The sequence below is a fragment of the Cupriavidus sp. YR651 genome (assembly GCF_900101625.1).
Classification (GTDB): Bacteria; Pseudomonadota; Gammaproteobacteria; order Burkholderiales; family Burkholderiaceae; genus Cupriavidus.
Genome location: NZ_FMYZ01000003.1, coordinates 638,816 through 664,523 on the forward strand (window position 1 = coordinate 638,816; position 25,708 = coordinate 664,523).

The 25,708-nt window shown below is 68.1% G+C and carries 20 protein-coding genes and 1 riboswitch; of the genes, 8 read left to right on the top strand and 12 right to left on the bottom strand.

Annotated elements, in window-relative coordinates; genetic code table 11:
* Positions 1–48: 48 nt before the first annotated feature.
* From BLR29_RS12580 to BLR29_RS12595, 4 genes are all read right to left on the bottom strand, one after another.
* Entirely contained in the window at positions 49–1,191 is a 1,143-nt protein-coding gene (locus BLR29_RS12580; RefSeq protein WP_092137272.1) for a glycosyltransferase, read from the bottom strand.
* An 18-nt stretch (positions 1,192–1,209) separates the two neighbouring features.
* Positions 1,210–2,070, bottom strand: coding sequence for a ferritin-like domain-containing protein (locus BLR29_RS12585; protein WP_176860936.1), 861 nt, complete (start codon positions 2,068–2,070; stop codon positions 1,210–1,212).
* Between the two features lie 432 nt (positions 2,071–2,502).
* Entirely contained in the window at positions 2,503–2,790 is a 288-nt protein-coding gene (locus BLR29_RS12590; RefSeq protein ID WP_092137274.1) for a hypothetical protein, read from the bottom strand.
* Between the two features lie 248 nt (positions 2,791–3,038).
* The gene (locus BLR29_RS12595; protein ID WP_092137275.1) at positions 3,039–3,299 is read right to left on the bottom strand and encodes a hypothetical protein; all 261 of its coding nucleotides are present in this window, start codon (positions 3,297–3,299) and stop codon (positions 3,039–3,041) included.
* A gap of 206 nt (positions 3,300–3,505) precedes the next feature.
* Here BLR29_RS12595 and BLR29_RS12600 point away from each other — a divergent pair, with 206 nt between their 5' ends.
* The gene (locus tag BLR29_RS12600; protein WP_176860929.1) at positions 3,506–4,621 is read left to right on the top strand and encodes an AGE family epimerase/isomerase; all 1,116 of its coding nucleotides are present in this window, start codon (positions 3,506–3,508) and stop codon (positions 4,619–4,621) included.
* Positions 4,622–4,633: 12 nt separating this feature from the next.
* On the opposite strand, the gene BLR29_RS12605 is transcribed toward BLR29_RS12600, so the two are convergent.
* Positions 4,634–5,491, bottom strand: coding sequence for a LysR family transcriptional regulator (locus BLR29_RS12605; RefSeq protein ID WP_092137276.1), 858 nt, complete (start codon positions 5,489–5,491; stop codon positions 4,634–4,636).
* A 126-nt stretch (positions 5,492–5,617) separates the two neighbouring features.
* Here BLR29_RS12605 and mdtD point away from each other — a divergent pair, with 126 nt between their 5' ends.
* Positions 5,618–7,033, top strand: coding sequence for a multidrug transporter subunit MdtD (gene mdtD, locus BLR29_RS12610; protein WP_092137277.1), 1,416 nt, complete (start codon positions 5,618–5,620; stop codon positions 7,031–7,033).
* A gap of 40 nt (positions 7,034–7,073) precedes the next feature.
* Here the strand turns inward: mdtD and BLR29_RS12615 are convergent, their stop codons facing one another.
* From BLR29_RS12615 to BLR29_RS12625, 3 genes are all read right to left on the bottom strand, one after another.
* The gene (locus BLR29_RS12615; protein WP_092137278.1) at positions 7,074–7,451 is read right to left on the bottom strand and encodes a hypothetical protein; all 378 of its coding nucleotides are present in this window, start codon (positions 7,449–7,451) and stop codon (positions 7,074–7,076) included.
* 121 nt (positions 7,452–7,572) lie between these two features.
* Positions 7,573–8,265, bottom strand: a complete 693-nt coding sequence (locus BLR29_RS12620) for an alpha/beta hydrolase (RefSeq protein WP_092137279.1) — start codon at positions 8,263–8,265, stop codon at positions 7,573–7,575.
* A gap of 141 nt (positions 8,266–8,406) precedes the next feature.
* Complete coding sequence (locus BLR29_RS12625) at positions 8,407–8,712, bottom strand: hypothetical protein (RefSeq protein WP_092137280.1); 306 nt, start codon at positions 8,710–8,712, stop codon at positions 8,407–8,409.
* 527 nt (positions 8,713–9,239) lie between these two features.
* On the opposite strand from BLR29_RS12625, the gene BLR29_RS12630 reads away from it, so the two are divergent.
* The 5 genes from BLR29_RS12630 to BLR29_RS12650 all read left to right on the top strand — a co-directional run bounded on the left by BLR29_RS12630 (position 9,240) and on the right by BLR29_RS12650 (position 20,328).
* Complete coding sequence (locus BLR29_RS12630) at positions 9,240–13,424, top strand: cobaltochelatase subunit CobN (protein ID WP_176860930.1); 4,185 nt, start codon at positions 9,240–9,242, stop codon at positions 13,422–13,424.
* 189 nt (positions 13,425–13,613) lie between these two features.
* Positions 13,614–14,684: a cobalamin biosynthesis protein CobW gene (gene cobW, locus BLR29_RS12635; RefSeq protein ID WP_092137282.1), complete on the top strand. Its 1,071-nt coding sequence runs from the start codon at positions 13,614–13,616 to the stop codon at positions 14,682–14,684.
* Between the two features lie 3 nt (positions 14,685–14,687).
* Positions 14,688–18,536: a cobaltochelatase subunit CobN gene (gene cobN, locus BLR29_RS12640; protein ID WP_092137283.1), complete on the top strand. Its 3,849-nt coding sequence runs from the start codon at positions 14,688–14,690 to the stop codon at positions 18,534–18,536.
* Positions 18,533–19,636, top strand: coding sequence for an ATP-binding protein (locus BLR29_RS12645; protein ID WP_092137284.1), 1,104 nt, complete (start codon positions 18,533–18,535; stop codon positions 19,634–19,636). The genes cobN and BLR29_RS12645 overlap by 4 nt, the downstream gene beginning before the upstream one ends.
* Positions 19,637–19,653: 17 nt before the next feature.
* The gene (locus BLR29_RS12650) at positions 19,654–20,328 is read left to right on the top strand and encodes a vWA domain-containing protein (RefSeq protein WP_369804591.1); all 675 of its coding nucleotides are present in this window, start codon (positions 19,654–19,656) and stop codon (positions 20,326–20,328) included.
* On the opposite strand, the gene BLR29_RS12655 is transcribed toward BLR29_RS12650, so the two are convergent.
* Entirely contained in the window at positions 20,325–21,395 is a 1,071-nt protein-coding gene (locus BLR29_RS12655; RefSeq protein ID WP_092137345.1) for a HoxN/HupN/NixA family nickel/cobalt transporter, read from the bottom strand. The two genes, BLR29_RS12650 and BLR29_RS12655, sit on opposite strands and share 4 nt — an antisense overlap.
* A 101-nt stretch (positions 21,396–21,496) precedes the next feature.
* Positions 21,497–21,750, bottom strand: a riboswitch (cobalamin riboswitch).
* A gap of 202 nt (positions 21,751–21,952) precedes the next feature.
* Here BLR29_RS12655 and BLR29_RS12660 point away from each other — a divergent pair.
* Complete coding sequence (locus BLR29_RS12660) at positions 21,953–23,164, top strand: methyl-accepting chemotaxis protein (RefSeq protein WP_255371207.1); 1,212 nt, start codon at positions 21,953–21,955, stop codon at positions 23,162–23,164.
* Here BLR29_RS12660 and BLR29_RS12665 read toward each other — a convergent pair.
* The 3 genes from BLR29_RS12665 to BLR29_RS32690 form a co-directional block, all read right to left on the bottom strand.
* On the bottom strand, positions 23,139–24,113 hold the full coding sequence (locus BLR29_RS12665; protein ID WP_092137285.1) for an alpha/beta fold hydrolase: 975 nt from the start codon (positions 24,111–24,113) through the stop codon (positions 23,139–23,141). The two genes, BLR29_RS12660 and BLR29_RS12665, sit on opposite strands and share 26 nt — an antisense overlap.
* 156 nt (positions 24,114–24,269) lie before the next feature.
* Positions 24,270–25,145, bottom strand: a complete 876-nt coding sequence (locus BLR29_RS12670; protein ID WP_092137286.1) for an alpha/beta hydrolase — start codon at positions 25,143–25,145, stop codon at positions 24,270–24,272.
* Positions 25,146–25,368: 223 nt separating this feature from the next.
* Positions 25,369–25,708: hypothetical protein (locus tag BLR29_RS32690; protein WP_218132688.1), on the bottom strand; the 340-nt coding region annotated here is incomplete at its 5' end.

Consider the following 25,708-nt stretch of genomic DNA (forward strand, 5'->3'; position numbering starts at 1 on the left):
GCCTCCAAGGCGGCGGTCGCGCGGACAGGGGAATGCGGGCGGTCCGGATCAGGACCGCATCGGTGCCTGGGAGCGTCCCTTCCACTGTCCGCCGCGCCGCAGCCAGTAGCGGCGGGCGGAATCGAGGGTTGCGCCGAGGTAGAACAGCGCCGTTACGGGCAGGAGCGGCGCCATCCATGCCGGCTGGCGGTATTCGCGCAGCATCGGCCGGTAACTTGCCGCCATCAGGATCCAGGCCAGCCATGCCGGCCACAGCGCCGCGCCACCGGCCAGCGCCAGCACGGGCGGCGCGAAGTAGGTGAGGATCATGCCCAGCGTGGCCCCCGCCAGCATCAGCGGCGAGTAATGCAACTGGGTGTAGGCGCTGCGGGCGATCATGTTCCACAGGCTCTGCCAGTCGTCATAGGGGCGCAGCGAAATGCTGTCGTCCGCCAGATCCAGTCGGATCGAGCCCCCGGCCTTGATTTGCGCCGCCAGGCTGCAATCGTCGATCAGTTCGCCCCGAATGGCGGCGAATCCGCCGATCCGTGCCAGCGCGGAGCGGCGCGCCAGCATGCACCCGCCAGCGGCGGCCGCGACACGGCTGCGCGGATCTGCCACGCGGGAGAATGGATAGAGTTTGGCGAAATAGAACACAAAAGCCGGCACGATCATGCGCTCCCATGCGGAGTCGCAGCGCAGGCGCACCATCAGGGAGACCAGGTCACGCTTCTCGTCCTCGGCGCGGGCCACCAGTTCGGTCAGGGTCTGCGGGCCGTGCCAGATGTCGGCGTCGGTCAGCCACGTGAATGCAGCGTCCGGCACCTGAATATCCGCTTCCGCCAGGCCTTCCGACTGCGCCCAGACCTTGCCGCTCCAGCCGGCCGGCAATTCGCGGGCGGTCACCACGGTCAGGGCATCGGCCTTGCCGATCGCCAGGGCGGCGGCGCGCGCGATATCGGCGGTCCCGTCGGTACTGTGATCGTCGACCACCACCAGGTGCAGGCGGCCTGCATAGTGCTGGCCCAGCACCCCGGTGACGGCGCGGCCGATAACATCGGCCTCGTTGCGCGCCGGGATCACCGTGACCACTGCGGGCCATGCGGCGGGACGGGGAGACGGCGCCGGCTTGCGCACACGCCAGAAACCGGCGCGGGCAAACACCAGCACGCACCAGACCACGAGGGTCAGCAAAGACAATCCAAACGCCATGACGTGCGTCGTTCCTGATTAGTGGATGAAGCGTCGGGCCAGCCGGGCCAGCCAGGGCACGGTGGTCGGACGCACAAGGCGCGCATCATACCCCGCCATGCGCCGTTCGTTCTCGGCCAGGCAGAGATCGATCATGGCGCCGGCGGACAGCGTCTGGCCCAGCGACCCGGCCGCGTTCATCGGGAAGTTGGCATCCTGCGCCGCGCCCTCGACATCCACGTCGATGCCCCGGGCGATGCCGATGCGTTCCCGGATCAGGAAGAACCAGACCCGGCAGACCTTGAAGGCGAATGCCGGGCGGCGCCACCATGGCAGGCTGGCACGATACCAGGCGACCCAGTTCGCAAAAAACAGGATATGCCGGCCTTCCTCCTGGATCACGGGCTCAAATGTCTCCACCAGTTCTGCCGGGAAGTAGCCCGAATCCCTGGCTGCGGCAAACAGCCCGAACGCGGCGAAACTGTCGATGCATTCGCTGTAGCCGGTCACCAGCCAGCCCCATTCCCGGTCGGCGGGCGGCAGGTATTCGGGCTCCGGCGCCAGCGCGATGCCATAGGCTTCCACCAGCTTCGACAGCACGACCTTGTGGCGCGCCTCCTCGTCGGCGTCCATTTCCAGGGCGCTGCGCAGCAACGGATCGCGGACAGTGCTGGCGTAGCTTCGCACGCGCACGGACGCGCGGCCTTCGGTCTGCACGGCGATGTCCCAGATTGGCAGCGACGTCACACGCTTCAGCGCGTCAGGCGACAGCGCCGGCCAGTCGATGACCGCGGGCTTATAGGGGTTGTGGGTTTGCAGCAGCATGTTGCAGAACATGCGCAGGTGTTCGGCCGACCCGATGCGGAGCGGCCCCGGGGTGGGATCCGACCAGTTGCGCATCGCATGGTCGGCCTGGTCGACCGCCGCGCGGGCAATGGTGGCGGCCACCGCGGCGGCCCGTGCTTCGGCGCTGGCTGCTGGCAGGTCAGCCACGACGCCATCCATGTCGAATTCTTTTTTCATTGGCTCTCCGGGCAGGGGATTGCGGAGCCATTGTATCCAGCGCGTGACGATATCGCACTGCCGCGCGTGAGGCGGCCGGCGGGGCAATCACCGCGCGATGGGGATGGCCGGATGGCCAGAGGGAATCACATGGAGGATGCCAGGCGCGACACGAGTCGGCGGCTGTCCGGTGCGCGTGCCAGCCGCCAGTCTGTCTGGCTGGTTTGCCTGGTTTGGCTGACGGCGGCGTGAGGGCCGAACGGAGCCCGGCGGGACTGGGCCCGCCGGCAAGAGGCTAAGAAGAAGGTAAGAGGGGTCAGATACGCCCGGTTAGCGGTGGGATCGCGACGCCGTCTGCGAGTGGGATTCCATGCCGGGATGCCGGTGCCATTCCTGTGGGATATCCGGGAAGACATCGCATTCGCCGCGAACGATGTTCTCGATCGTGGCGCAAATCCCTTCGGTGCCGCGCGGTCCTACGCAAACCAGGCTGCGCGGGTGTTCCGAATGGGGCGGTATGGCGTAGACGTGCATCCCTTCCCGATAAAGGGGGTGTTTACAGAGCCGCTCATTCATTAGTTCGACAAAGCGGCGGGGGCTTACGGTCGGCTTGTCCATCGCTTCTCTCCCTGGGTCCGGCCGGCGGGCTTCTTGTTCACCCTTGGTCCGGCGCCTGCGGGCGGGACCCGGAATCGTCAGGCGGGTGGCCGCGGCTGCCCTTCCTGTCGCGCGGCCGGGAGCGGCCCCGGCAGGCGCGTGCGGAAACGGAAAAAACGGGCCAAATGGGTCCCGTCTCGCGTGCCACCACATTTCCAGCCTAGGCGATGGATGGCACGGATCAAGTGTCGGATAGTGGTGACGAGTGCCTAATGCGGCATTCGTGTGCCGGTGGATTCGCTTGCGGCGCGGGGGCCGTCGAGCATGCCATTCCCGGCTGCCCAGCACGCCGCTTCCGCTTCGGCATGGGATGGATAATCGGACGCGGCCTCGATCATGCTGTCGCAGTCGGCACCGCCGCATTTCTCTTCCACGACGATCCGCCACGTATAACGCCCGGGTGGGTCTTCCAGCACATGCATCACGAGCGTGCGGCGATGATCAGTCAGGGTCATCGGATGTGTGGACATGGCATCTCTCCCGTGCGGCAAGGGTCAGCGACCGATAGACTTTCAACATAGACACCGCGGCGCGGCATTGCCACCCCGATATACGGCTGCGTGCTGCGGTGCGGCGCCGGCGCCCTTTGGCTCCTTTCGCGGCCCCGACATTTACAGTATCTTCTGTCGCTTGGCGCCGGGGACCGACCCGTGCGGCGCCCGCAACTGATTCCACCATGCACGTTTCGCCGACCCTCTCCGAACGGATTTCCTCGCTGATCGCGCACTTCGACGCAGCCATTCTGCCGGCCTGGACCGGTGTCGGCTGGAACCCCGCCATGCGCCTGGCGCATGAGGCGCTGGCCGGTGCCACGGGCCAGCCCTTGCCAGACAAGCGCTATCGGGCGATGGCGTGCGCGCGCCAGCTCTACGTGTTTTCGGCGGTGGGCCACCTCGCCCACGCGGACACGTTGTTTGCGTCGCTGCAGCAGTATTTTGGCGACGGCATGGGCGGCTGGATCTACAGCGTGGATGCGGACGGCAAGCCGCAAGACACCACGCGCGACCTTTATACCCACGCTTTTGTCGTCTTCGCCTGCGCGCACTACCACCGGGCGGGAGGCAATCCCGATGCGCTCGCGGTGCTCCGGCGTACCGTGGATGTCATCGAGCAGCGTTTTGCCGATGGCAATGGCCTGTATCAGGCGGCATTGGCGGCCAACTTCACCGCCAATGGCAGCGGCGTCCTCCAGAACCCCGTCATGCACCTGACGGAGGCATATCTGGCCGCGCTGGAGGCCACCGGCGACCCCTGGTTCGCCAGCCGTCTGCAGGCGCTGGCCGGTGCCGTGTACGCCGGTTTTGTCGCGCCCGCCAATGGCTGCGTGGCGGAACTGCCGCAGGGGACGCCCGGCAATCGGATCGAACCGGGCCATCAGTTCGAGTGGTACTCGCTGGTCATGATGGCGCCGGCACTGTTCGCCACCACGCCGCTCGCCGCAAGTCTGGGTCAGGCATTCGACTTCGCGCGCCGCCACGGTGTGGCGGATGGAACGCTGGGGGTTTGCGCGGCGCTGGACGGGGAGGGCGCCGTGCAGGATGGCACGCAGCGCATCTGGGCGCAGACCGAGTTTGCGCGCGCGCTGGCCGTCAAGGGCCGCGCCGACCAGGACCCCGTAATGCTGGCCGAGCTGGAAACCTGGATCGAGTGCTTCCGGGGCCGCTTTCTCCACGCCGATGGCTGGCACGAATGCGTGGCACCCGATGGCGAGATCGTGCGTGCGGAAATGCCTTCCACCACGCCCTATCACCTGCTGACCGCCTACCAGGCGCTGGCTACGCTGGTCAGGTAATCCCCGCTGCGCCTAGTCGACCCGTGCGGCGCGTAAGTCGCTCTTCTGGATCAGCCGCAGCAGCGTCTCGGCGGGCTTGGACAGTCGCCGCGCCGCCAGCGTGATGAAATCCACCTCGGGCAGCACCGGCAACGCGTCGACATTCACGGGCGGCACCAGGCCACCGCCGGACAGGTTCTGCGCGCGTACCGTAATGCCCAGTCCGCCGCGTGCGGCGGCAATGCAGCCGGAATGGCTGCTGCTGGTGCAGACCATGCGCCAGCGCCAGCCGCCCTTGGCCAGCGTGTCGAGCACGATGGAGCGCGTCACGCTCGGCTCGTTCACCAGGATCAGGGGCAACGGCTGGCGCACATCGATGACCGTCCCGGGCCGCGCCAGCCATGCCAGTTGGCCCCGGAACAGCGGCACGCCGCGCCGGTCGCTCTCGCGGCGCTTGCCTACCATCAGGTCCAGCGTGCCGGCCTCGATCAGCTCGTAGAGCTTGCCCGTCATGCCGATCGTGATTTCCAGCTCCACATCGGGGTGCGTGGCCCGGAATGCTGCCAGCATGTTGGGTAGCGGGCCCTGGGCCAGGTCCTCCGACGTGCCCAGTCGCACACGCCCCTGCAGCCGCGGCGCGCTGAACTGGGATTCGGCACGCGCCAGCGACTCCAGGATCAGCCGGGCGTGAACCAGCAAGGCCTCGCCGTCCGGCGTGAGCGACAGCGAGTGCGTATCGCGGATGAACAGCCGTCGGCCGACGCTTTGCTCCAGCCGGCGAATGTGATCGCTGACCGAGGACTGCGACAGGCCGAGCTGCCGTCCGGCGTCCGTGAAGCTGCGCGCCGTGGCTACCGTGGCGAAGGTCTGGATCCAGGTGGGATTGAGCATGGCGGGATTGTGATCGGCATTTCCGATTGCAGTCAACAACACCAGAGGGGTTCCCGATGGGGTGCGCGCTGATTACCATTGGCACTGATTCCCGGATATTCCGGGATATCGCCCCCAAGAGCCCCAATGCATACCGCTTCATCCTCCGCCGCCAGCCAGGCCTTTTCCCAGAAGGCCATGTTGTGGATCGTCTTCACTGGCTTCTTCATGCAGACCCTGGACACCACCATCGTCAACACCGCGTTGCCGTCGATGGCGCACAGCCTGGGTGAGAAACCGCTCGACCTCAAGCCCGTGGTGGTGGCGTACACGCTGACCATGGCGATGCTGACGCCGGCCTCGGGGTGGCTCGCGGACAAGTTCGGCACGCGGCGCGTCTACTTCAGCGCAATCCTGATCTTCGTGCTGGGGTCGATGTTCTGCGCCACGGCGCACACGCTGACGCAACTGGTCATCGCGCGCGTGCTGCAGGGCGTGGGTGGATCGATGCTGCTGCCGATCGGACGGCTGGCCGTGCTGCGCAATATTCCGGGCGAGCAGTACATCGCCGCGCTGGCGTTCGTATCGATCGCGGGGCAGGTGGGGCCGATCTTCGGCCCGGTGCTGGGTGGCTGGCTGGTGCAAAGCGCATCGTGGCACTGGATCTTCCTGATCAACCTGCCGGTGGGACTGGTTGGCCTGCTGGCCGTGCGCCGCTACCTGCCGGCCGGCGAGGCTGGCGAGGCACCGCCCTTCGACTGGATTGGCTGCGGACTCCTCTCGCTCTGCATGGTGGCGTTCTCGCTGGCGCTGGAAAACGGGGCGGAAAATGGCCGCTGGAGCGCCGCACTGGCGGCCACGAGCGTTGCCGCCGCGCTGCTCTATATTCCCCATGCGCGCCGGCATCGCACGCCGCTGTTCCGGCTGGCCCTGTTCCGCGAGCCCAATTTCAGCGTCGGCCTGATCGGTAACCTGGTGTGCCGCATCGGCTCGGGCGCGGTGCCGTTCCTGCTGCCGCTGCTGTTCCAGCTCCAGCTCGGCTATTCGCCATTCCATTCGGGCCTGATGCTGCTGCCGGTGGCCATCGCCGGCACGATTTCCAAGCGCTGGATCGTGCCGCTGGTGAACCGCTATGGTTACGACAACTTCCTGCTGATCAACACGCTGATCGTGGGCGCGTCGATTGCCTCGTTCGCGGCGATGTCGCCGGGCTGGCCGCTGGCGATGTCGATCGTGCAGCTAGCGGTCTTCGGCGCCGCCAATTCGATGCAGTTCGCGGCGATGAACAGCGTCACGCTGAAGGGGCTGTCGCGCGAGGACGCGGGCAGCGGCAACAGCCTGTTTTCGATGGTGCAGATGCTGGCGATCGGGCTGGGCGTGACCATCGGCGGCGGGCTGGTCAGCCTGTTCTCGGTCAAGCTGGGGGTGGCCGCGCCGGCCTATCGGCTGGCCTTCCTGAGCGTGGGCGTCATCACCCTGCTGTCGGCGCTGGTGTTCCGGCGGCTCGATGCCGACGCGCTGAATCCCGTACGTCGTCCGGCCGAGGCGCCGCCTGCGCGATAGCCCGGGCCGGCACGCGATCCTGTGCTATCCGGGCGCCGGTTCAGTCCGATTCGGTGACGCCGTTTTCGCGCAGCAGCCGATCGCATTCGTCGAGCATGTCGTGCGCGAACGCCGACTGGTAGTTCGGGTCCAGCGCTTCCATCATCTCGTGCGCGGCATAGAGGCCGGCCTCGCGGGACAGTGACGCCGCCAGCTGGCGTGCAAACTGGTCGCTCAGTTCAGAGAGCAGCCGCCGTTCCGATAACGCCAGTTGCAGTTTGGATCGCGACAGCCACAAGCCGGCCAGCGTGGCCCCTTGCGCATCCGTCATCCAGGTGCGGTGCTCATAGAACGCGGACAGCCGTTCGGCCGTCAGCGCAAACATCAGCGCCTTGCGGGTGTTGAAGTCGATACGGGGCAGGGGCGTGGCGGGAATCATTCGATTGAAGGAGGTTGTTTCAAAAAGATCCTGGCGTCGTTGCGCGGCCTTGCCGTACCAGTTGTACTGTCTGCGGCCGCGCGTCTAGCCAGGACCGCTTCGCTTCATTTTGAAACAACCTCTATGCGGAGCCCGGCGCCGCGCCGTCAAGACGCGCGTGCAGCCAGGCGCCGATCTCGGCGATCTCTTCCAGGCAGACGGAATGGGGCATCGGATAGGTATGCCATGTCACCGGCTGCTCGCGGGCGATCAGGAAGTCGCGGGCGCGTGCGCCCAGGGCGAGCGGCACCACGTCGTCCTGGGTGCCATGCGCGGCGAACACCGGCGTTGCGGCGTTGGCTTGCGTGGCCTCGGCTGCGATCAGATCCGTCGATGGCATATACGTGGAGAGCGCCACCACGCCGGCCAGCGTTTCCGGATGGGTCAGCGCCGTGGTGTACGCGATGGCGCCGCCTTGCGAGAATCCCGCCAGCACGATGTGGTCCGTGGGCACGCCGCGCGCGTTTTCGCGGGCGATCAGCGCGCGGATGGCGTCGCGCGAGGCACGGATGCCGGCTTCATCCGCGCGGCGGCCCGCTTCGTCGAGCGAGTAGATGTCGTACCACGCCGGCATGACGTAGCCGTTGTTGCAGGTGACCGGAATCGCGGGCGCGTGCGGAAAGATAAAGCGGACCGCGGGTGCATCGGGCAAGCCGAGTTCGGGTACCACGGGCACGAAGTCGCTGCCATCGGCACCCAGGCCGTGCATCCAGATGACGGAAAACGCCGGGTTCGGCGCGGTTTCAATTTCGATCGCGGGCAGCAGTTCGCTCATGGGCCGTTTCCTGAAGGGGACGTGCGCATGCCGCCCCTGGCTGAGGCGGCATGGCGTAGACCCGGGCGAGTATCGCACAGGCCGGTGTGCCGGCCTGCGCGTTGGCCCGGTTGGCCCATGCGGTGGTGCGCGTGGCAGCCCTCAGGCTGCCGACGGAACGATCGGTACGGTGGTGAGGCCGGGGGCCGAGCGCGTCGGCTGCGGCAGCGCCGCCGTCGGTGCATCGACCGAGGCCGCGGCGGCATGACGCTTGTCGGCGACGCCTTCCACACCGGTCGCGCCCACTTCCTCCAGGAACGCGATCATGTTGCGGTAGTAGTCGACTTGCATCTGCGCTTCAAGCAGGCGGCGTTCTGCCTGGAAAAGCGTCAGCCTCATGTCTTGCAGTTCCTTTTCGGCGATCTTCTCGGGCGTCGGCGGACTGAACAAGTTTGCAAGCGAACGCATGGCAGATACCTCCAGGGCTGTCTACGGCTGGGTGAGTCGGATGTGCGCGCCATGTCGACCAATATAGACGATTCGGCGCAAGGTACACGATGGGTCACCATGGCTGATGTGGGGTCCCCCACAAGAATGATTGCCGCCGCTACTTGACGGGAGTAGATTGACCGCCCATCGGCCTCCCGTCAGCCTTCCATCGGCCGCCCATCGGGCATGGCGCATCGCCAGGCCGGTTCGCACGTGCGCTCGGCGCCGCTGCGCGTTGACCATTTTTTCTTTTTTGCCGACAACCCCGCGACGTTTATTGCCAATTCTGGTGAAACTTGCCAGGGGGTCCGCGTGTCGCCGCATGATTCCGGTGCGTAAAAAAACAACACGCCTGACGCCGTCCGTCGGCGCGCCACAACAGTTCATGACGCAGGGATGAACTGCGGTTGTACGACCACCGCCGATGGCGCGCGGGTAGAATGCACGGCCGGCAGCGCCGGCATCGTGCGTCTGCAAATCCGCGAACCTCCCAAGCGTCCTCCGAAGTGTCCACCGTGTTCCCCGAGTCCACCGTGTCTCCGCGCCTGTTGCGCCGGCTCTGGCTGCTATGCCTGATGTTGTTGCCACTGGCGGCATTGGCCGCACCGGTACGCGTGCTGGTGGTCACCACGAATCCCCATCTCTTGCCCGCCGCGCAGGCGGCGTTTCGTGCCGCGCATGGCGATGGCGTGGCTGAACTCGCGTTCACGACACAGGCGCCGGATGCCGCCAGCCTGGCGCGCGCGGACGTCATCTACACATGGTTCGCGCCCAGTGCCGTGCTGCGCGAGATGGCGCCCGGCGTGCGTCGGGCCCGTGCGCGTGGGGCGCTGATTCTCGGTGCGCCCGCACAGAGCGTGGATGCGGCGTGGGGCTTCTCGACCGACGCGGTGCAGAACGCCATCGCGCAGCCCTACTGGGAAGCGGGCGGCGCCGACAATCTCGCGGGTTTCCTCGCCTTTGCCGTGGCCGCAAGCCAGCGCGCGCAGGGCGTTGTGCCGATTGCCGTGCCGCCGGTTCGGCCCGCGCCTGCAGCGGGCATCTATCATCCTCGCGCGCCGCAGCCTTTCGCATCGCTCGCGGATTACTTGCGCTGGTATCGGCAGGCGGGCGGTCTGCGCGCCGATGCGCCGCTGGTCGGCATCAGTTTCTATGCCACCAGCTATCGCCAGCGAGACCTGGCCCATGTCGATGCGCTGATCGCCGCGCTCGAACATCAGGGCATCGGCGCCGTGCCGGTGTTCGGCTGGCCGCTGTCAGGGCTCGATGCCATGCTGACAGAGTCGGGCGGCCTGCACGCCGATACGCCGCTGCGTGTGCTGCTGGCGCTGAACCTGACCATTCCCCGCGCCGAGGACAAGGACTGGCTGGCCCGCCATGGCCTGCACACGATCAACCTGCTTGCCACCCGCGACAGCCAGTCCGCGTGGCGCGCCGACGTGCGCGGCATTGCCGGAGAACGGCTGCCGTTGTTGCTGACGGCGCCGGAGCGCAGCGGGGCGACCGAGCCCATCCTGTTTGCGACGCAGGAAGATGCCGATGGCGCCAAGGCCAGCATCGCGGTGCCCGAGCGCGTGGAGGCCGTGGTGGCGCGCGTGCGGCGCTGGATCGCGCTGCAGGACAAGCCCGCGGCTGACAAGCACGTGGCCATCCTCTACTACAACAACCCGCCGGGGCGCGGCAATATCGGCGCCAGCTACCTGGCCACGCTGCCCTCGCTGACGCGGATCCTGCAGCGCCTGCACGAAGCGGGCTATCGCACCGACGATTCGCGATCGGGCGACAAGTCACCCTCACAGTTACCCGCTCAGTTGCCCGACGCTGCCACACTGACCGCGCTGCTCGAGGCCAACGGCCGCAATATCGAAACCTGGTCTCCCGGCGAACTGGACCGCATGGTGCGCGGCGGCCACGTCACGCTCTTGCCCGTGGCGCAGTACCGGCGCTGGTTCGACGCGCTGCCCGCCTCGTTCCGCGCGGCCGTCACGCAAGCGTGGGGGCCGCCCGAGCGCAACCCGCTGATGCTGACGCGCGATGCACACGGCGCGCCGGCGTTCGCGATTCCAGGTTTGCGCTTCGGCAACGTGTTCGTCGGCCCGCAACCACTGCGCTCGACATTCGCGCGCGCGATGGACACCTCGCACGACACCATCACGCCACCTCCGCATTCGTTTATCGCCGCATATCTCTGGTATCGCCACACGTTTGGCGCGGACGCCGTCGTGCACGTTGGCCGTCACGGCACGCTGGAGTGGCTGCCGGGCAAGCAGGTTGGCCAGGCTGGCGATGACAGCTCGGAGGTGCTGCTGGGCGACCTGCCCAACGCCTACGTCTACATCCAGGATGGTGGCGGCGAGGCGATCCAGGCCAAGCGGCGCAGCGCGGCGGTGCTGGTGAGCCATCTGTCACCATTGCTGGCCAACGCCGGACAGCCGCCCGCGCTGGCCGCGCTCGACGAAGCAATCGAGCAGGAGGCGGCAACGCGCGATGCATCGCCCGAGCTGGCGGCGCAATACCGCGCACAGGCCATCGCGCAGGTGCGCGCGCTGAAGCTCGATCAGCAGCTGGGGCTCGATGCGGGCGCGCCGTGGGCGTCGATCGAGCCCACGATCCACGCTTTCCTGCACAAGGTGGAGGCGGAACCGATGCCGCTGGGCATCCACGCGCTGGGCGACATGCCGCCCGCATCGGATCAGGTGGACGCGCTGGTGACGATGCTGGCCGCGCAATTGCGCGGTGACGCCGCGAAGGCCGTGGGCACCACGCGCCTGCGCCGATGGGCCGGCGAGCTGGTGGGCGCTCAGTTGGACAATCAGGTGGTGAACGATCAGTTGGGGAAAGCGGCGGCCGCACGCGATCCGTCCACGGACGACCTGCCCGAGTCGCTGCGCGGCCCCGCGTGCGATGCCATCGCCGCTGGCCGGCAATGGCTGGCGGACTTGCGCGCGTCGCCACGGCAGGAGCTCGACGGGCTGGTCACCGTGCTGTCGGGCCGCTATCTGCCGTCGGGACCGTTGGGCGATCCCGTGCGCACGCCGGACAGCCTGCCCACAGGGCGCAACCTCCACGCCTTTGACGGCGCAAGGATTCCCACGCAGGCGGCATGGCAGCTCGGCAAGGCGATGGCTGACCAGACGCTGGCGCGGTTCCGCGAGGAAACGGGCCGTGTGCCGGAATCGGTGTCGATGGTGCTCTGGTATGGCGAAACGGAGCGCCATCAGGGAGCGATGGAGGCCGAGGCGCTGTACCTGATGGGCGTGGAGCCGGTCTGGAACGCGCGAGGCGGCGTGGAAGATGTCCGGCTGATTCCCGATAGCGCGCTCGGGCGGCCCCGCGTGAACGTGCTGCTGACGATCTCGGGCATCTATCGCGATGGCTTTGGCGACAAGGTGGCGCTGCTCGACAAGGCCGCGCGGTTGGCCGCCGCAGCCGGCGACAACGCGGTAAGCCGCCACGACCGTGCCGTGGCGGCGGCGCTGACTGCCAGCGGTGTCGATCCCGCGCAGGCCGGGCGGCTGGCCCGCGCACGCGTGTTTGCGGCGAAACCCGGCAACTATGCGATCGGCGTGCAGCAGATGGTCGAACAGAGCCGCGATGCGCAGGGCGCGCCGGACGCGCTGGCGCGACAGTATCTGCGCTACATGAACTTTGCCTACTCGGCGGAAGGCTGGGGCGAGAGCGCGCCGGCGGCGCTGGCCAGCCACCTCCAATCCAATCAGGCAGTGCTGTTCTCGCGCGCCAGCACCTTGTATGGCGCGCTGGACAACGACGATACCTACCAGTACGCGGGCGGGCTGACGGCGGCCACGCGCGCCGTCAGCGGCCAGGCTCCGCGTTTCTGGCTGCACAACCTGCGCCGCGTCGGGGATGCGGAAACGGTGGACGCCCGCACCTGGCTGGCCACGGAACTGAACGCGCGCCAGTGGAACCCGAAGTGGGTCGGCGCGATGCAGCGTTCGGGCTACGCCGGCGCGCGCGAGATGTTCAAGGAAATCGAGCACCTGTATGGCTTCCAGGCCACGGTGCCCGAGCAGATGTCCGGCGAATTCTGGCAGCGCACCTACGACGTCTACGTGGCGGACAAGCTCGGCCTCGGCATGGACGATTTCTTCCGCAAGGCGAATCCGCATGCGCAGCAGGGCATCCTGGCGCGCCTGCTGGAAGTGGACCGGCAGGGCAGCTACCGGTTTTCCGAGGCGGAGCGCGCGGAACTCCTGCGGCGCTACGCGGCCTCGGTCGGCCGCGACGGGCTGTCGTGCACCGCCAATACCTGCGGCAATCCGGTGCTGATGGCACATATCGCGCGGGCGGGCCGGGATGCGCAGGTGAACCCGGACGCGCTGCGTGCTCTGGGCCGCCAGCTGGCCGATGCCATGGTGGCGCCCGGGCCGCTGGCGAAGCCGGCCGACGTCGAGCCACCGCGCGCCAGCAAGGCATCCGCGCCCACCCCGGCACCCGCTACGCCATCATCGCCGACGGCATCGACGATGTCCGTCCCGATGCCGCCGAGGTCCGCCGACGGTCCGGCGCAGCCCGTCACCGGCCAGCGGCTGGAGATGCGTGCATCACCGGCGGCCGCCCCGGCGGCGACCCACGCCAGCCACGCGATGGCGGCACTCGCACTGGCGCTGCTGGCCGTCGCCACGGGGGCGTTCGTGGAATGGCGGCGCGCGCGGGCGAGGGCGCGATGATCCGCCGTGGATATGCTTTCCGCCGCCAATGGACAGCGCCAGCCGATCTCATTATGCTGGGCGCCTCGTCGCGTTCCGCTCCGCCCTGATGGCGTCCGACGCTGTCGGCATCCATCCAGTTTTCCGCGACCTCATCACGTCACACGGCGCCAGACCCTGCCGCGCCAAGAACCCTACCGGAACCCTCGCATGCAAACGTCCAAGATCCCGGCCACCATCGTCACCGGCTTCCTCGGCAGCGGCAAGACCACCTTGCTGCGTCATATCCTCGACAACGCCAACGGCCGCCGCATCGCGGTCATCGTCAACGAGTTTGGTGAACTGGGCATCGACGGCGAGATCCTGAAGGGCTGCGGCATCGGTTGCGACGACGCGGGCGAGCCCACGGGCCAGCTCTATGAACTGGCCAACGGCTGCCTGTGCTGCACGGTGCAGGAAGAGTTCTTCCCGGTCATGGAGCAATTGCTGGAGCGGCGCGACCAGATCGATCACGTGCTGATCGAAACCTCCGGGCTGGCGCTGCCCAAGCCGCTGGTGCAGGCCTTCCACTGGCCCAGCATCCGCAACGCGTTTACCGTGGACGCCGTGGTCACGGTGGTCGATGGCCCCGCCGCCGCGGCCGGGCAATTCGCCGCCAATCCCGTGGCGGTGGATGCGCAACGCCGCGCCGACCCCAACCTCGATCACGAGTCGCCGCTGCACGAGCTGTTCGCAGACCAGCTTGCCAGCGCCGACCTCGTGATCCTCAACAAGACCGACCTGATGGACGCCGCGCAGATCGCCGGCGTGGAAGCGCTGGTGCGCCCGGAGATTCCGGCGGAGGTCAAGATCGTGCCGTCGCAGGCCGGCAAGCTGGACGTGGCGATGCTGCTTGGCCTGAAGCGCGCATCGGAAGAGACGATTCATCTGCGCGTGGATCACCACGGCAACGCAGACGATCCCGATCACGCCGACCATCATCACGACGAATTCGACTCCGTGGTGGTGGAGGCCGGCACGGTCGATCGCGAACATTTGCTCGGCGCGCTGCAGCAGCTCGTCGCCGGCCATACGATCTATCGCATCAAGGGTTTCGCGGCGCTGCCGGGCAAGGCCATGCGGCTGGTGCTGCATGGCGTGGGCCAGCGGTTCGACAGCTATTTCGACCGCGCCTGGCGCGCCGGCGAGCCGCAGGGTACGCGCGTAGTGCTGATCGGGCAGGACCTTGACGGCGCGGCGCTGCAATCCGCGCTCGATACCGCGCTGGCCGCCGCGCGCTGATCCATGCACCTGCTGTCCACCCGGCCCGGTGGCTTTGTCGAAGACAGCGCCGTCGTCCTGCGCATCACGCAGACGCCGGGCGACATTGTCATCCTGAGCGCGGCGGATACCACGCTGTCGCTGCTGGCCGAGGCCGTGCCGAAACTCGGCGCGGGCTACCCGAGCGTGCGGCTGGCCAACCAGATGTACCTGCGCCAGCCGGCGTCGCTCGATCTCTACATCGATGACGTCCTGCAGCACGCCCGCGTGGTGGTGGTGGACCATCTCGGCGGCGAGAGCGACTGGGCGTACGGGCTGGAACGCCTGCCCGAACTGGCGCGCGCGCGCGGACAGTTGCTGGTGATGTTCTCCGGCGATCTGGCCGAGGACGACAACCTCGCGCGGCGCGGCAATGCGCCGGCCGCACTGTCGCACCAGCTATGGCGCTACTTGCGCGAAGGCGGCGCAGGCAACGCCGCGCAGTTTTTCCATTGCCTCGGGCAGCACGCGTTTGGCTGGGGAGAGCCCGCGCTGCCGCCGCGAGTCTTGCCGCAGGCCGCGATCTACCACCCCGCGCACGGGGTGGCCACGGCAGACGACTGGACGCGCGACTGGGCCGCGCGTGGCGTGGCCGGTGGCCCGGTCGTGGCGCTGCTGTTCTATCGTTCGCATCTGCAGGCCGGCAATACGTTGGTGTTCGACGCGATGATCGACGCGCTCTACGCGGCGGGCCTGTGCCCGCTGCCGCTGGCCGTCAGCTCGCTGAAGGAGCCGTTGTGCCGCGAAGTGCTGCAGCGTCTGTGCGACGCGCACGGTGTGGCGCTGGTGCTCAACACCACGGCATTTTCCGTGGCATCGCTCGACCAGGCGGACAAGACAGGCGAGGCGGGCGAGGCCGGCGACCGGGATGCCCCGCTGGCCAACGACGCACCGGTGCTGCAAGTGATCCTGAGCGGCGGCAATCGCGAGGACTGGCTGCAGGACAGCCAGGGGCTCAGCACGCGCGATGTGGCGATGCATATCGCGATGCCCGAGGTCGATGGCCGCATCATCACGCGCGCTGTCAGCTTCAAGGGCCTGGCTTATCGTTGCGCGCAGACGGAAGTGGATGTGGTGCGCTACCAGCCCGATGCGGAGCGCGTGCGCTTTGTGGCGGAGCTTGCGCGCCGCTGGTGCCGGTTGCGCACGTTGCCGAATGCGGACAAGACGCTGGCGCTGATCCTTGCCAACTATCCGGCCAGTGAAGGGCGCATCGGCAATGGCGTGGGGCTCGACACGCCGGCATCGGTCGTGCAGATCCTGTCGATGCTGGCGGCGCAGGGGTATGCCGTGGGCCCGCTGCCCGCCGACGGCGATGCGCTGATGCAGGGTCTGACGCGCGGGGTCACCAACGATCTGGCGCAGCACGCGCTGCGGCCCGCTTTCCAGAGTGTGGCGGTGGCCGACTATCGTCGCTGGCTTGCCGAACTGCCCGTCGCCAGCCAGGAAGCGATTGCCGCGCGATGGGGAGCGCCGGAGGCGGACCCGATGGTGCGCGACGGCCGCTTCATGATCGCGGGCATCCGCACGGGCAAGGTGTTCGTCGGCATCCAGCCGGCGCGCGCGTATGGCGTGGATGACTACGCGAGCTACCACGATGCCGAGCTGGTGCCGCCGCATGGCTATCTGGCGTTCTACTTCTGGCTGCGGCACGTCTTTGGCATCGATGCCGTCGTGCACGTCGGCAAGCACGGCAACCTGGAGTGGCTGCCGGGCAAGAGCGTGGCGCTGTCCGAGGCCTGCTGGCCCGACGCGATCCTCGGGCCGCTGCCGCACCTCTACCCGTTTATCGTCAACGACCCCGGCGAGGGCGCACAGGCCAAGCGCCGCGCGCAGGCCGTGATCATCGATCACCTGATGCCGCCGCTGACCCGCGCGGAGAATTACGGTCCCTTGCAGGACCTGGAACGTCAGGTCGATGAGTACTACGAGGCCCTGACCGTCGATCCGCGCCGCGCGCGGCTGCTGCGCAAGGAAATCCTGGCGTCGATCGTCGGCCAGCAGCTGCATCGCGAACTCGGGCTGGAGGCGCCGAGCGGTGGCGAGGAAGAGGATGCGCTGCTGAACCGGACCGATGCCTGGCTGTGCGAGCTCAAGGAGTCCCAGATCCGCGATGGCCTGCACGTGTTCGGCCAGTCGCCGACGGGCCAGCAACGGCGCGACACGCTGGCCGCGCTCGGGCGTTTTCCGGTCGGCAATGGCAAGGACGCGAGCGCGGGGCTGCTCACCGCGCTGGCCGCGGATCTTGCGCTTGGCGATGGTTTCGATCCGCTCGATGCCGACTGGGCCGCACCGTGGACGGGCCCGCGCCCCGCGCTGCTGGCGGCCGTCGATGCCGGACCGTGGCGGCACTACGGCGATACGCGCGAGCGGCTGGAAGCGGTAGCGCTGCAATGCCTGGAGGAGATGGCGGGCGACATGTCATCGCCGTTGTCGCCGTCGTTGCCATTGCAGATGCCCCGCACGGCGGCGGTGCTGGCGCGATTGCGCGACGTCGTCCTGCCGAGCCTCGACGCTTGCGGACCACAGGAGCTCACGCAACTGGCGCGCGGCCTGGAAGGGCGCTTCGTGCCGCCGGGGCCCAGTGGCGCCCCGTCGCGAGGCCGGCCGGATGTGCTGCCGACAGGGCGCAATTTCTACTCGGTCGATACGCGCGCGGTGCCCACGCGCACCGCGTGGACGCTGGGCCTGCGTTCCGCGTCGCAGCTGATCGAGCGTCATTTGCAGGAGCATGGCGAATACCCGCGCGCAGTCGGGCTGTCGGTGTGGGGCACGGCCACGATGCGGACCGGTGGCGACGACATCGCCCAGGCCATGGCGTTGCTGGGCGTGCGGCCCAAATGGGCGCAGGGCAGCCACCGCGTGGTGGACTTCGAGATCCTGCCGATGACGATCTTCGACCGTCCGCGCGTCGACGTCACGTTGCGGGTCTCGGGCTTCTTCCGGGACGCGTTTGCGAACCTCGTCGCGCTGTTTGACGCCGCTGTGCGCGCGGTGGCCGAGCTCGACGAACCCGACGACGTCAACCCGATCCGCGCGCGCATGCTGGCGGAGCGTGCGCGGCTGGAAGGCGAGGGCGTGCCGGCCGACGCCGCCCGCGAGCGCGCCGGCTGGCGCATCTTCGGCGCGCGGCCCGGCGATTACGGCACCGGCCTGCAGGCATTGATCGATGGCCGCCGCTGGCAGGACGACGCGGACCTGGCCCACGCCTACCTGCACGCGGGCGGCTATGCCTATGGCCAGCGCGCGGACGGCATCGAGGCGCGCGAGACGTTCGCGACGCGGCTGGCCGCGCTCGACGCCGTGGTGCAGAACCAGGACAACCGCGAGCACGACATCCTGGACGCCAACGACTACTACCAGTTCCAGGGCGGCATGGTCGCCGCCGTGCGCCATCTTGGCGGCAGCCAGCCCGCGATCTACCACGGCGACCACGCCAACCCGGCCGCGCCACGCGTGCGCACGCTGGGCGAGGAAATCGCCCGCGTGATTCGCACGCGGGTGGTGAATCCCAAGTGGATCGACGGCATGAAGCGCCACGGCTACAAGGGCGCGTTCGAGATGGCGGCCACCGTGGACTACCTGTTCGGTTACGATGCCACGGCGCGCGTGGTGGCCGACCACCAGTACGCGCTGGTGGCGGATGCCTATGTCAACGACGCCGCCACGCGCGAATTTCTCGCGCGCCACAATCCGCGCGCGCTGCAGGGCATCTGCGAGCGGCTGCTGGAAGCGATGGCACGCGGACTGTGGCAGGCGCCGGGCGATCAGCGCGAGCGGATCGAGGCGCATTTGCTCGACAACGAGCAGCGGCTGGAAGGAACCCAATCATGAACACCGCGGTACGACCTGTTTTTCCCTTCGGCGCACTGGTCGGACAGGACCGGTTGCAGCTGGCGCTGCTGCTGGCGGCTGTCGACCCCGGCATTGGCGGCGTGCTGGTGACGGGCCCGCGCGGCACGGCCAAGTCCACGGCCGCCCGCGCGCTGGCCGAACTGCTGCCGCACGGCCACTTCGTGACGCTGCCGCTGGGCGCCAGCGAGGAACAGCTGACCGGCACGCTGGACCTGGGCCACGTGCTGCAGGAAGGGCAGGTGCGATTTGCCCCCGGCCTGCTGGCCCGCGCGCACGATGGCGTGTTGTATGTGGACGAAGTCAACCTGCTGCCCGACCCGCTGGTCGACCAGTTGCTCGACGTGGCCGCCAGTGGCGTGAACGTGGTGGAGCGCGATGGCGTCTCGCATCAGCACGCCGCGCGCTTTGTGCTGGTGGGCACCATGAATCCGGAGGAAGGCGAGTTGCGCCCGCAACTGCTGGATCGCTTTGGCCTGGCGCTGGCGCTGGCCAACTACGACGATCCCGCCACGCGGCAGGCCATCGTGCGCGCACGGCTGGCGTTCGATGCGGACCCCGAAGGCTTCCGCGCGGCCGTGGCCACGCCGCAGCGCGAACTGGCGGATCGCGTCGTGCGGGCGCGTGCGGCGCTGCTCGGGTTGACGTTCTCCGATGCGGTGCATGCGCAGGTCAGCGCGCTGTGCCTGGCGGCCGCCGTCGACGGAGTACGTGCCGACCTGGTGATGCTGCGCGCCGCCCGTGCGCTGGCTGCGTGGGAGGGCGCCGATGCCATCGCGGCGGCCCATGTCGACCACGTGGCGGAATTCGTTCTTCACCATCGCCGTCATGCTGGCGCGCCGCAAACGCCCGGCGCGGATCGACCGGCGGGGCGGGATGCCGGGGAGCCGTCGTCAGCATCGTCGGCTTCGTCTTCAGCTTCGTCTTCAACATCGTCTTCGGACTCGGCGTCTTCGGCGTCGGCGTCATCCGCTGCGGATCGCGACAATCCCTGGGGCGCCATGCCGCCCCCGGCATCGGCTGGCATTGCCGACGTGAAGCCGCTGAAGCCCTTCCGGGGGCCCCCGGCAAAAAAAGCCTGAGCCACCGGCAGGCGGCCGTGCCCATCGGGCGAGGCGGCCACCGGTGGCTGGCGCCGCGACAAGTTCCGCGATCCGTCGCTCCACGCGGAGATTCGACGGGCACGCGCATCCACTGGCCGCGCACGCTCGCGGCCAAGCGGCAGGCGCCGCTCTCCATCGAACATGTGCGCCACCGCCGGGTAGATGCGCGCGCCGGCGTGCTGCATTGCGTGGCGCTCGACTGCTCGGGATCGATGGCGCATGGCGAACCGCTGGCGCTGGCCAAGGGCGTGCTGTTGCGTGTGCTGGAGCGCGCCTATCAGTCGCGTGCGGACGCCGCGCTGGTCTGCTTTGCCGCAGGACGCGCCGAGGTGCGCCTGCCGCCCTCGCGCGCGCGGTTGTGGAACGAAGACTGGATCCGTCCGATTGGCGGTGGTGGCGGCACGCCGCTGGCGCTGGGCGTGGCGCGTGCCGATCAGCTGCTGGCGCGCAGTGCGCGGCGGCGCCCGGCGCAGCAACGCTGGCTGTGGCTGCTGACCGATGGCCGCAGCAGCGAGCTGCCGCCCCGGCCAGCCTGGGCCGATCACGTGGTCATCGTCGATGTGGAGCGGCATGCGATGCCGCTCGGTCGCTGCCGGCGGATTGCGGAGGCGTGGGGCGCCGCATACCGGGACGCTGGGGACGCCGGCGACGTCGCCGACCTGGTGAGCTAACCGAGCCGGACCTCGATCTTGTCGTAGCCGCGCAGCCGGTAGACCGCCAGCGACACCAGCCAGCTCACCACGAACACGCCGATGATCACGTAGCCCAGCATGCCGAAGTGGTCGTTGAGCGCGCCGATCACGTCCCACAGGCCGCCTTCCAGCCCGAGCTTGTCCGCGATCAGCCCCAGCGACTCGATGCCGCCGATGACCACGGCGACGACCACCGAGACCAGCGTGATCGTCATGTTGTAGTAGAGCTTGCGGATGGGCTTGGTGAACGCCCAGCCGTAGGCGCCCAGCATCAGCACGCCGTCGGTGGTGTCCACCAGCGACATGCCCGCCGTGAACAGCGCGGGAAACACCATGATGGTCCAGAACGGCACGCCTCGGGCGGCCTCTGCCGCAGAGATGCCGAACAGCGCCACCTCCGTCGCGGTGTCGAAGCCGAGCCCGAACAGGAAGCCCATCGGGAACAGGTGCCAGCTGCGGCTGGCCAGCCGGAACAGCGGACGGAACAGCCGGGCCATCACGCCGTGCTCGGACAGCAGAAGGTCCAGGTCCTGCGCGCGCAGGGTTTCACCGCGCTTCACCGCCCGGAACGCGCGCCACACGGACAGCAGGATCAGCAGGTTGAAGAACGCCAGCAGGAACAGGAAGAGGGCGGACATGCTGGTGCTGATCATGCTGCCGACGCTCTTCATCTCGGCAAAGCGCGATTGCAGGGCGGCGGCCGCCAGCGCGATCCCGATCGACATCAGCGTGACCACGGCGGAGTGGCCGAGCGAAAAGAAGAAGCCCACTGCCACCGGGCGCTTGCCTTCCTGCATCAGCTTGCGCGTGACGTTGTCGATGGCGGCGATATGGTCCGCGTCCACCGCGTGCCGTAGGCCCAGCGTGTAGGCCAGCACGGCGGAGGCCAGCAGCATCGGGTAGTCGCGGAAGGCGGTCAGCGCCCAGAGCCATGCGCCGATATTGGCGGCGATCAGCAGGCCGTAGAGGGCAATGGTCTTGCGGCGGACGTCGGCGTCCTCGTCATTGAAGACGCTGCGCAGGAAGCGAAGGGTGTCGAGCAACATGTATGCGCCTGGTTCGATCTCGGGGCCGATGCCCGGGCGCACGCGTGGGTGAAGAGCGGCCGCGTTGGCCGTCATGTCCCCGCACGCCGCCCGTCCGCGACATCGGTGATGGGATCGGAGGCCGGTATCCGGGCTTGCAGGCGGTGCGCGGCGCATGCCGCGTACCAGGGATCCGCCTTCCCGCGCCAGGGCGCAGTGGCTGCCGGCCATGCCGGCGTGGAGCCTTGAAACCTGCCGACCGTTGCGGGGGCAGCACAGGCCTTGCCACCCGGTCATCCTTGGGGCGGCGCACCTGTTTCCCGTTTAACCCTGTCGGCCTGCGGCCGATTCGGGCACCTTCAATCGGATGCCATTTCTGGCGACGGCCATTGTAGACGCGCCGGTTGTCCGGAGTAGAACTTTTTCGAGGGTCGCCGCAATCCGCACTTTCCCGCCATCCTTTGGTGGGGCTAAAGTCCCGCGGGGGTCCTGCCGTTAGCCCACCGATAGCCCCATAGAGCGACGAGTCGGGGTACAACGAGGAGCGGAAAGGCATCATGGCTTGGGATAACTTGAGTATGCGGACTCGGCTGGGTGCCGCACTTGGCGTGGTCGTGCTGTTGGTGGCGGTCATGATGACGATTGCGCTGGGGCGGATCGGCGACCTGGAAAAACGCGCGGGCGCGGGGGCCGACAAGCCGGCCGTCACCGCGCAAGCCGTTGCGGCGGACGACGACAATACGCGCGGCTGGGTCCTCGGCCTCGGCGGCGCGGTGCTGATCTTCAGCGTGGTCTGCTGGTTCCGGCTGGTGCGCGCCATCGAGGAGCCGCTCAAGGAGGCCGAATTCATCGCCGAAACGGTGGCGGCGGGCGACCTCAGCAAGGAGTTCGAGACCGAGCGCGGTGGCGACTTCGGCCGCCTGCTGGGCGGGCTGGGCGAGATGGAAGACATGCTGACGGACCTGGTCACGCGCATCAAGTCGGCCAGCGATTCGATCTCGTCGGCCTCGCACCAGATCGCTGCCGGCAACACCGACCTGTCGCAGCGCACGGAGGAACAGGCTGCGACGCTGGAGGAAACCGCGTCGAGCATGGGTGAGCTGACGTCGATGGTGAAGCAGAACACCGAACGTGCCCGCACGGCCAACGGGCTGGCGGAGTCTGCGTCGGGCATTGCCGAGCGCGGCGGCGCGATCGTCGGCAATGTGGTGGAGACCATGCAGGCGATCAGCGCGAGCTCGCGCAAGGTGACGGACATCATCGCCGTGATCGAGGGCATCGCCTTCCAGACCAATATCCTGGCCCTGAACGCCGCGGTGGAAGCCGCGCGCGCGGGCGAGCAGGGGCGCGGCTTTGCCGTGGTGGCCGGCGAGGTCCGCACGCTGGCCCAGCGCAGCGCGGCGGCCGCCAAGGAAATCAATGTGCTGATCAGCGATTCGGCCAAGCAGGTGGATAGCGGCTCGACGCTGGTTGGCCAGGCGGGCCAGACCATGGCGGAGATCGTGCAGGCGGTGCGTCGCGTGACGCAGATCCTGGGCGAGATTGCGCTGGCATCCGAGCATCAGAGCAGCGGCATCGCGCAGGTCAACGAGGCCGTGATGCAGATGGACGACGTGACGCAGCAGAACGCCGCGCTGGTGGAGCAAGCGGCCGCGGCGTCGTCGGCGCTGGCCGAACAGGCGCAGCAACTGCAGAAGGTGGTGGGCGAATTCAAGCTGGAGCCGGACGAGCCTGCCCGCCCGGCATCGCGCACGGCCCTGGGGTTCAGCGGGCAGCCGGCAAGAATCTGACGAGCGCGTCGGTCACGGCGGCCGGTTGTTCCTCGGCCACCCAGTGACCGGCACCGTCGATGCTGACGGCCTGCACGTTGGTGGCCACGTTGCGCAGGTGGTCGCCGATGATCGGGCCGAAGCTGCCGGCGCCGCCCACGCCCAGCACGGGCATGGTCAGCTTGTGCTGGGCAAACTGCTGGTTCTGCTTTGCATCCTGCGGGAAGGCCCGGTAGTACTCGAATCCGGCGCGCAAGGCGCCGGGTATGGCGTACGCCCGCGCGTACGTGTCTTCCGCTTCCGGCGTGAACGCCCGCGCATTCACGGCTTCCGAGTTGTGGAACCACTTCAGGTATTGCAATTCCCGCCCGGCGATCAGCATCTCGGGCACGTCCTGCACCTGATAGAAGCGGAAGTGCCACGTGCGCGGGCTCTGCACCAGCTGATCCCACGGCGCAATGCCTGGCAGCGGTACGTCCATGATCGACAGCGTACGCACCGCGTCCGGATGTTGCGCGGCATAGGCGTAGGCCACCATCCCGCCGAGGTCATGACCCACGACGTTGACCACGGGGCCGAGTTGCAGCGTCTGCACCAGTACGTGGATGTCTTCCGCGACGCTGGCCTTGTCATAGCCGGTGGCCGGCTTGGTCGTATCGCCCAGCCCGCGCAGATCCGGCGCCAGCACCGTGTAGCCGCGCGCCACCAGCTGCGGCATCACGAAGCGCCACATGTATGACGTGGAGGCCCAGCCGTGCAGCAGCACGACGGTCTGGCTGCCGCCGCGTGCCAGCAGGTAGTGGTAGCGCACGCCGTTGACGTCGGCCTTGCCGTCCTGGATTTTCGCGGTGGCTTCCGCGATCCGCGCGGCCGGAATGGTTGTGTCCGCGGCGTGGGCCTGGCGTTGCCAGGACGCGCCGCCAAGCGCCAGCGCCGTGGCCAGCATCGCGGAGATCAGAGTGGTACGCATGGTCGGTTCCTTCGAATCCGGAAATCAAGTGAGCGGAAGGTGAGATGGGGACTACGCGTACAAGCGTACGGAGGCGGGCCCGGCAAGACATGCCGTGGCTGCGGTGGAAACGTTCGAAATGATTGGACGAGCTGGCGCTGGACGATCGACGAGGGCTCAGGTCAGGCGATCCGTGCGGAGGTAGGCGATTACCGGCGCCCAGAATGCGGGGATGTGCGGCGGGTCGATCGCGGCGTTGTGGGGCAGGTCCTCGAATATCTCCAGCCGGCTTGGACCCCGCGCCATGCGGGCGAGATGCTCGCCGTGGCTGAACGGAATGGTGGCGTCCGCCCGGCTGTGGATCAGCAGCACCGGCAGACTCAGCTTGCGGATGCGCGCGGCGTTGTTCCAGGGGTCCGGCAGCATCCATGCAAGCCAGCGTGGTACGCGCCCCGTGGCCACCGCGGCGGCGCGGGCCGAGCGAAAGCCGGCGCCGATGATCGCGCCGTCAGGCGGGGGCTGCAGGCGGCCGGCGATATCTAGCAGGATGCCGCTGCCGAGCGAGAAACCCATCACGTGGTGCCGGCAAGCGTCCGGCGTGGCGGCGACGAACTGCGTGTAGGCCGCGAGCGCATCCTGCTGCAGGTTGCGCACGCTGGGACGGCCGGTGCTGGCGCCATAGCCGCTGTAGTCGAACACGAAGGATGTGATGCCAGCGGCATGGAGCATGGCCTGGACGGGGGCCCAGTCGGACAGGCATTCCTGGTCGCCATGAAAGACCGCCAGCGCAGGGGCGTGGGGATCGGGTGCGGCTACGAAGCAGGCATGGAGTTCGCGGTCGCCGCTTGCAAAGGTGTATTGGCGCGACGGCACGCCCAGGGCCTCGGCGGTCAGTTCGCCGAGCGGGCAGGTGACAAAGGCGTCGCGCTCCATCGCGCGGAAGATCAGCATCCGCCCGAAGCCAGCCGCCAGCGCCAGTCCGGCCACCCCGGCGGCGCCGGCCAGCCAGCGGGTGCCGCTGCGGGAAGTGACGGGTGAGGGAGTCGACGGCATCGCGCGTCATCGGGGTGGGGGACGGATGTGATAACCCTAGCACTTGCGCGGACAAATAACAGGGTGAAGCGCGACGGGTCGCCACGGGAAGGCAGGGGGCCGGCGCTTGTCGCTGCGATATTTTCCGCAAGAAATCAAGGGTTTGAGGCGGACATTGCGAATAGCTATCGGACCGATTGGAAACTTTTTGCGCCACTTCGCAAATTCGTCCTTGCTTATCTATCTAGTAGTAGATAATATTCGAGCCATGGACAGCGCTGCACCACCCCGGAAACAGCAACACCCCCCCGGCAAGCAGCTCCGCTCCACGCAACACCAGCAGTTTGTCAGTACCGGGAGGCGGTCTTTTTTTTAGCCCTTGCTCTCTACCTAGCAGTAGATAGCAGCAGCGGAAGACGAAAACAAAGACCCCTGAAAACGCAGCAAACACCGGCCGTGCGATCCACACACAACGAGATCGCCAGCCCACCGCAAGGAGCACCATCATGAACGCCAAGACCATCCTGACCGCCGCCGCCCTCGCCGCCGCCTTCGTGACCGGCGCCGCCCAAGCCGCAACCGGC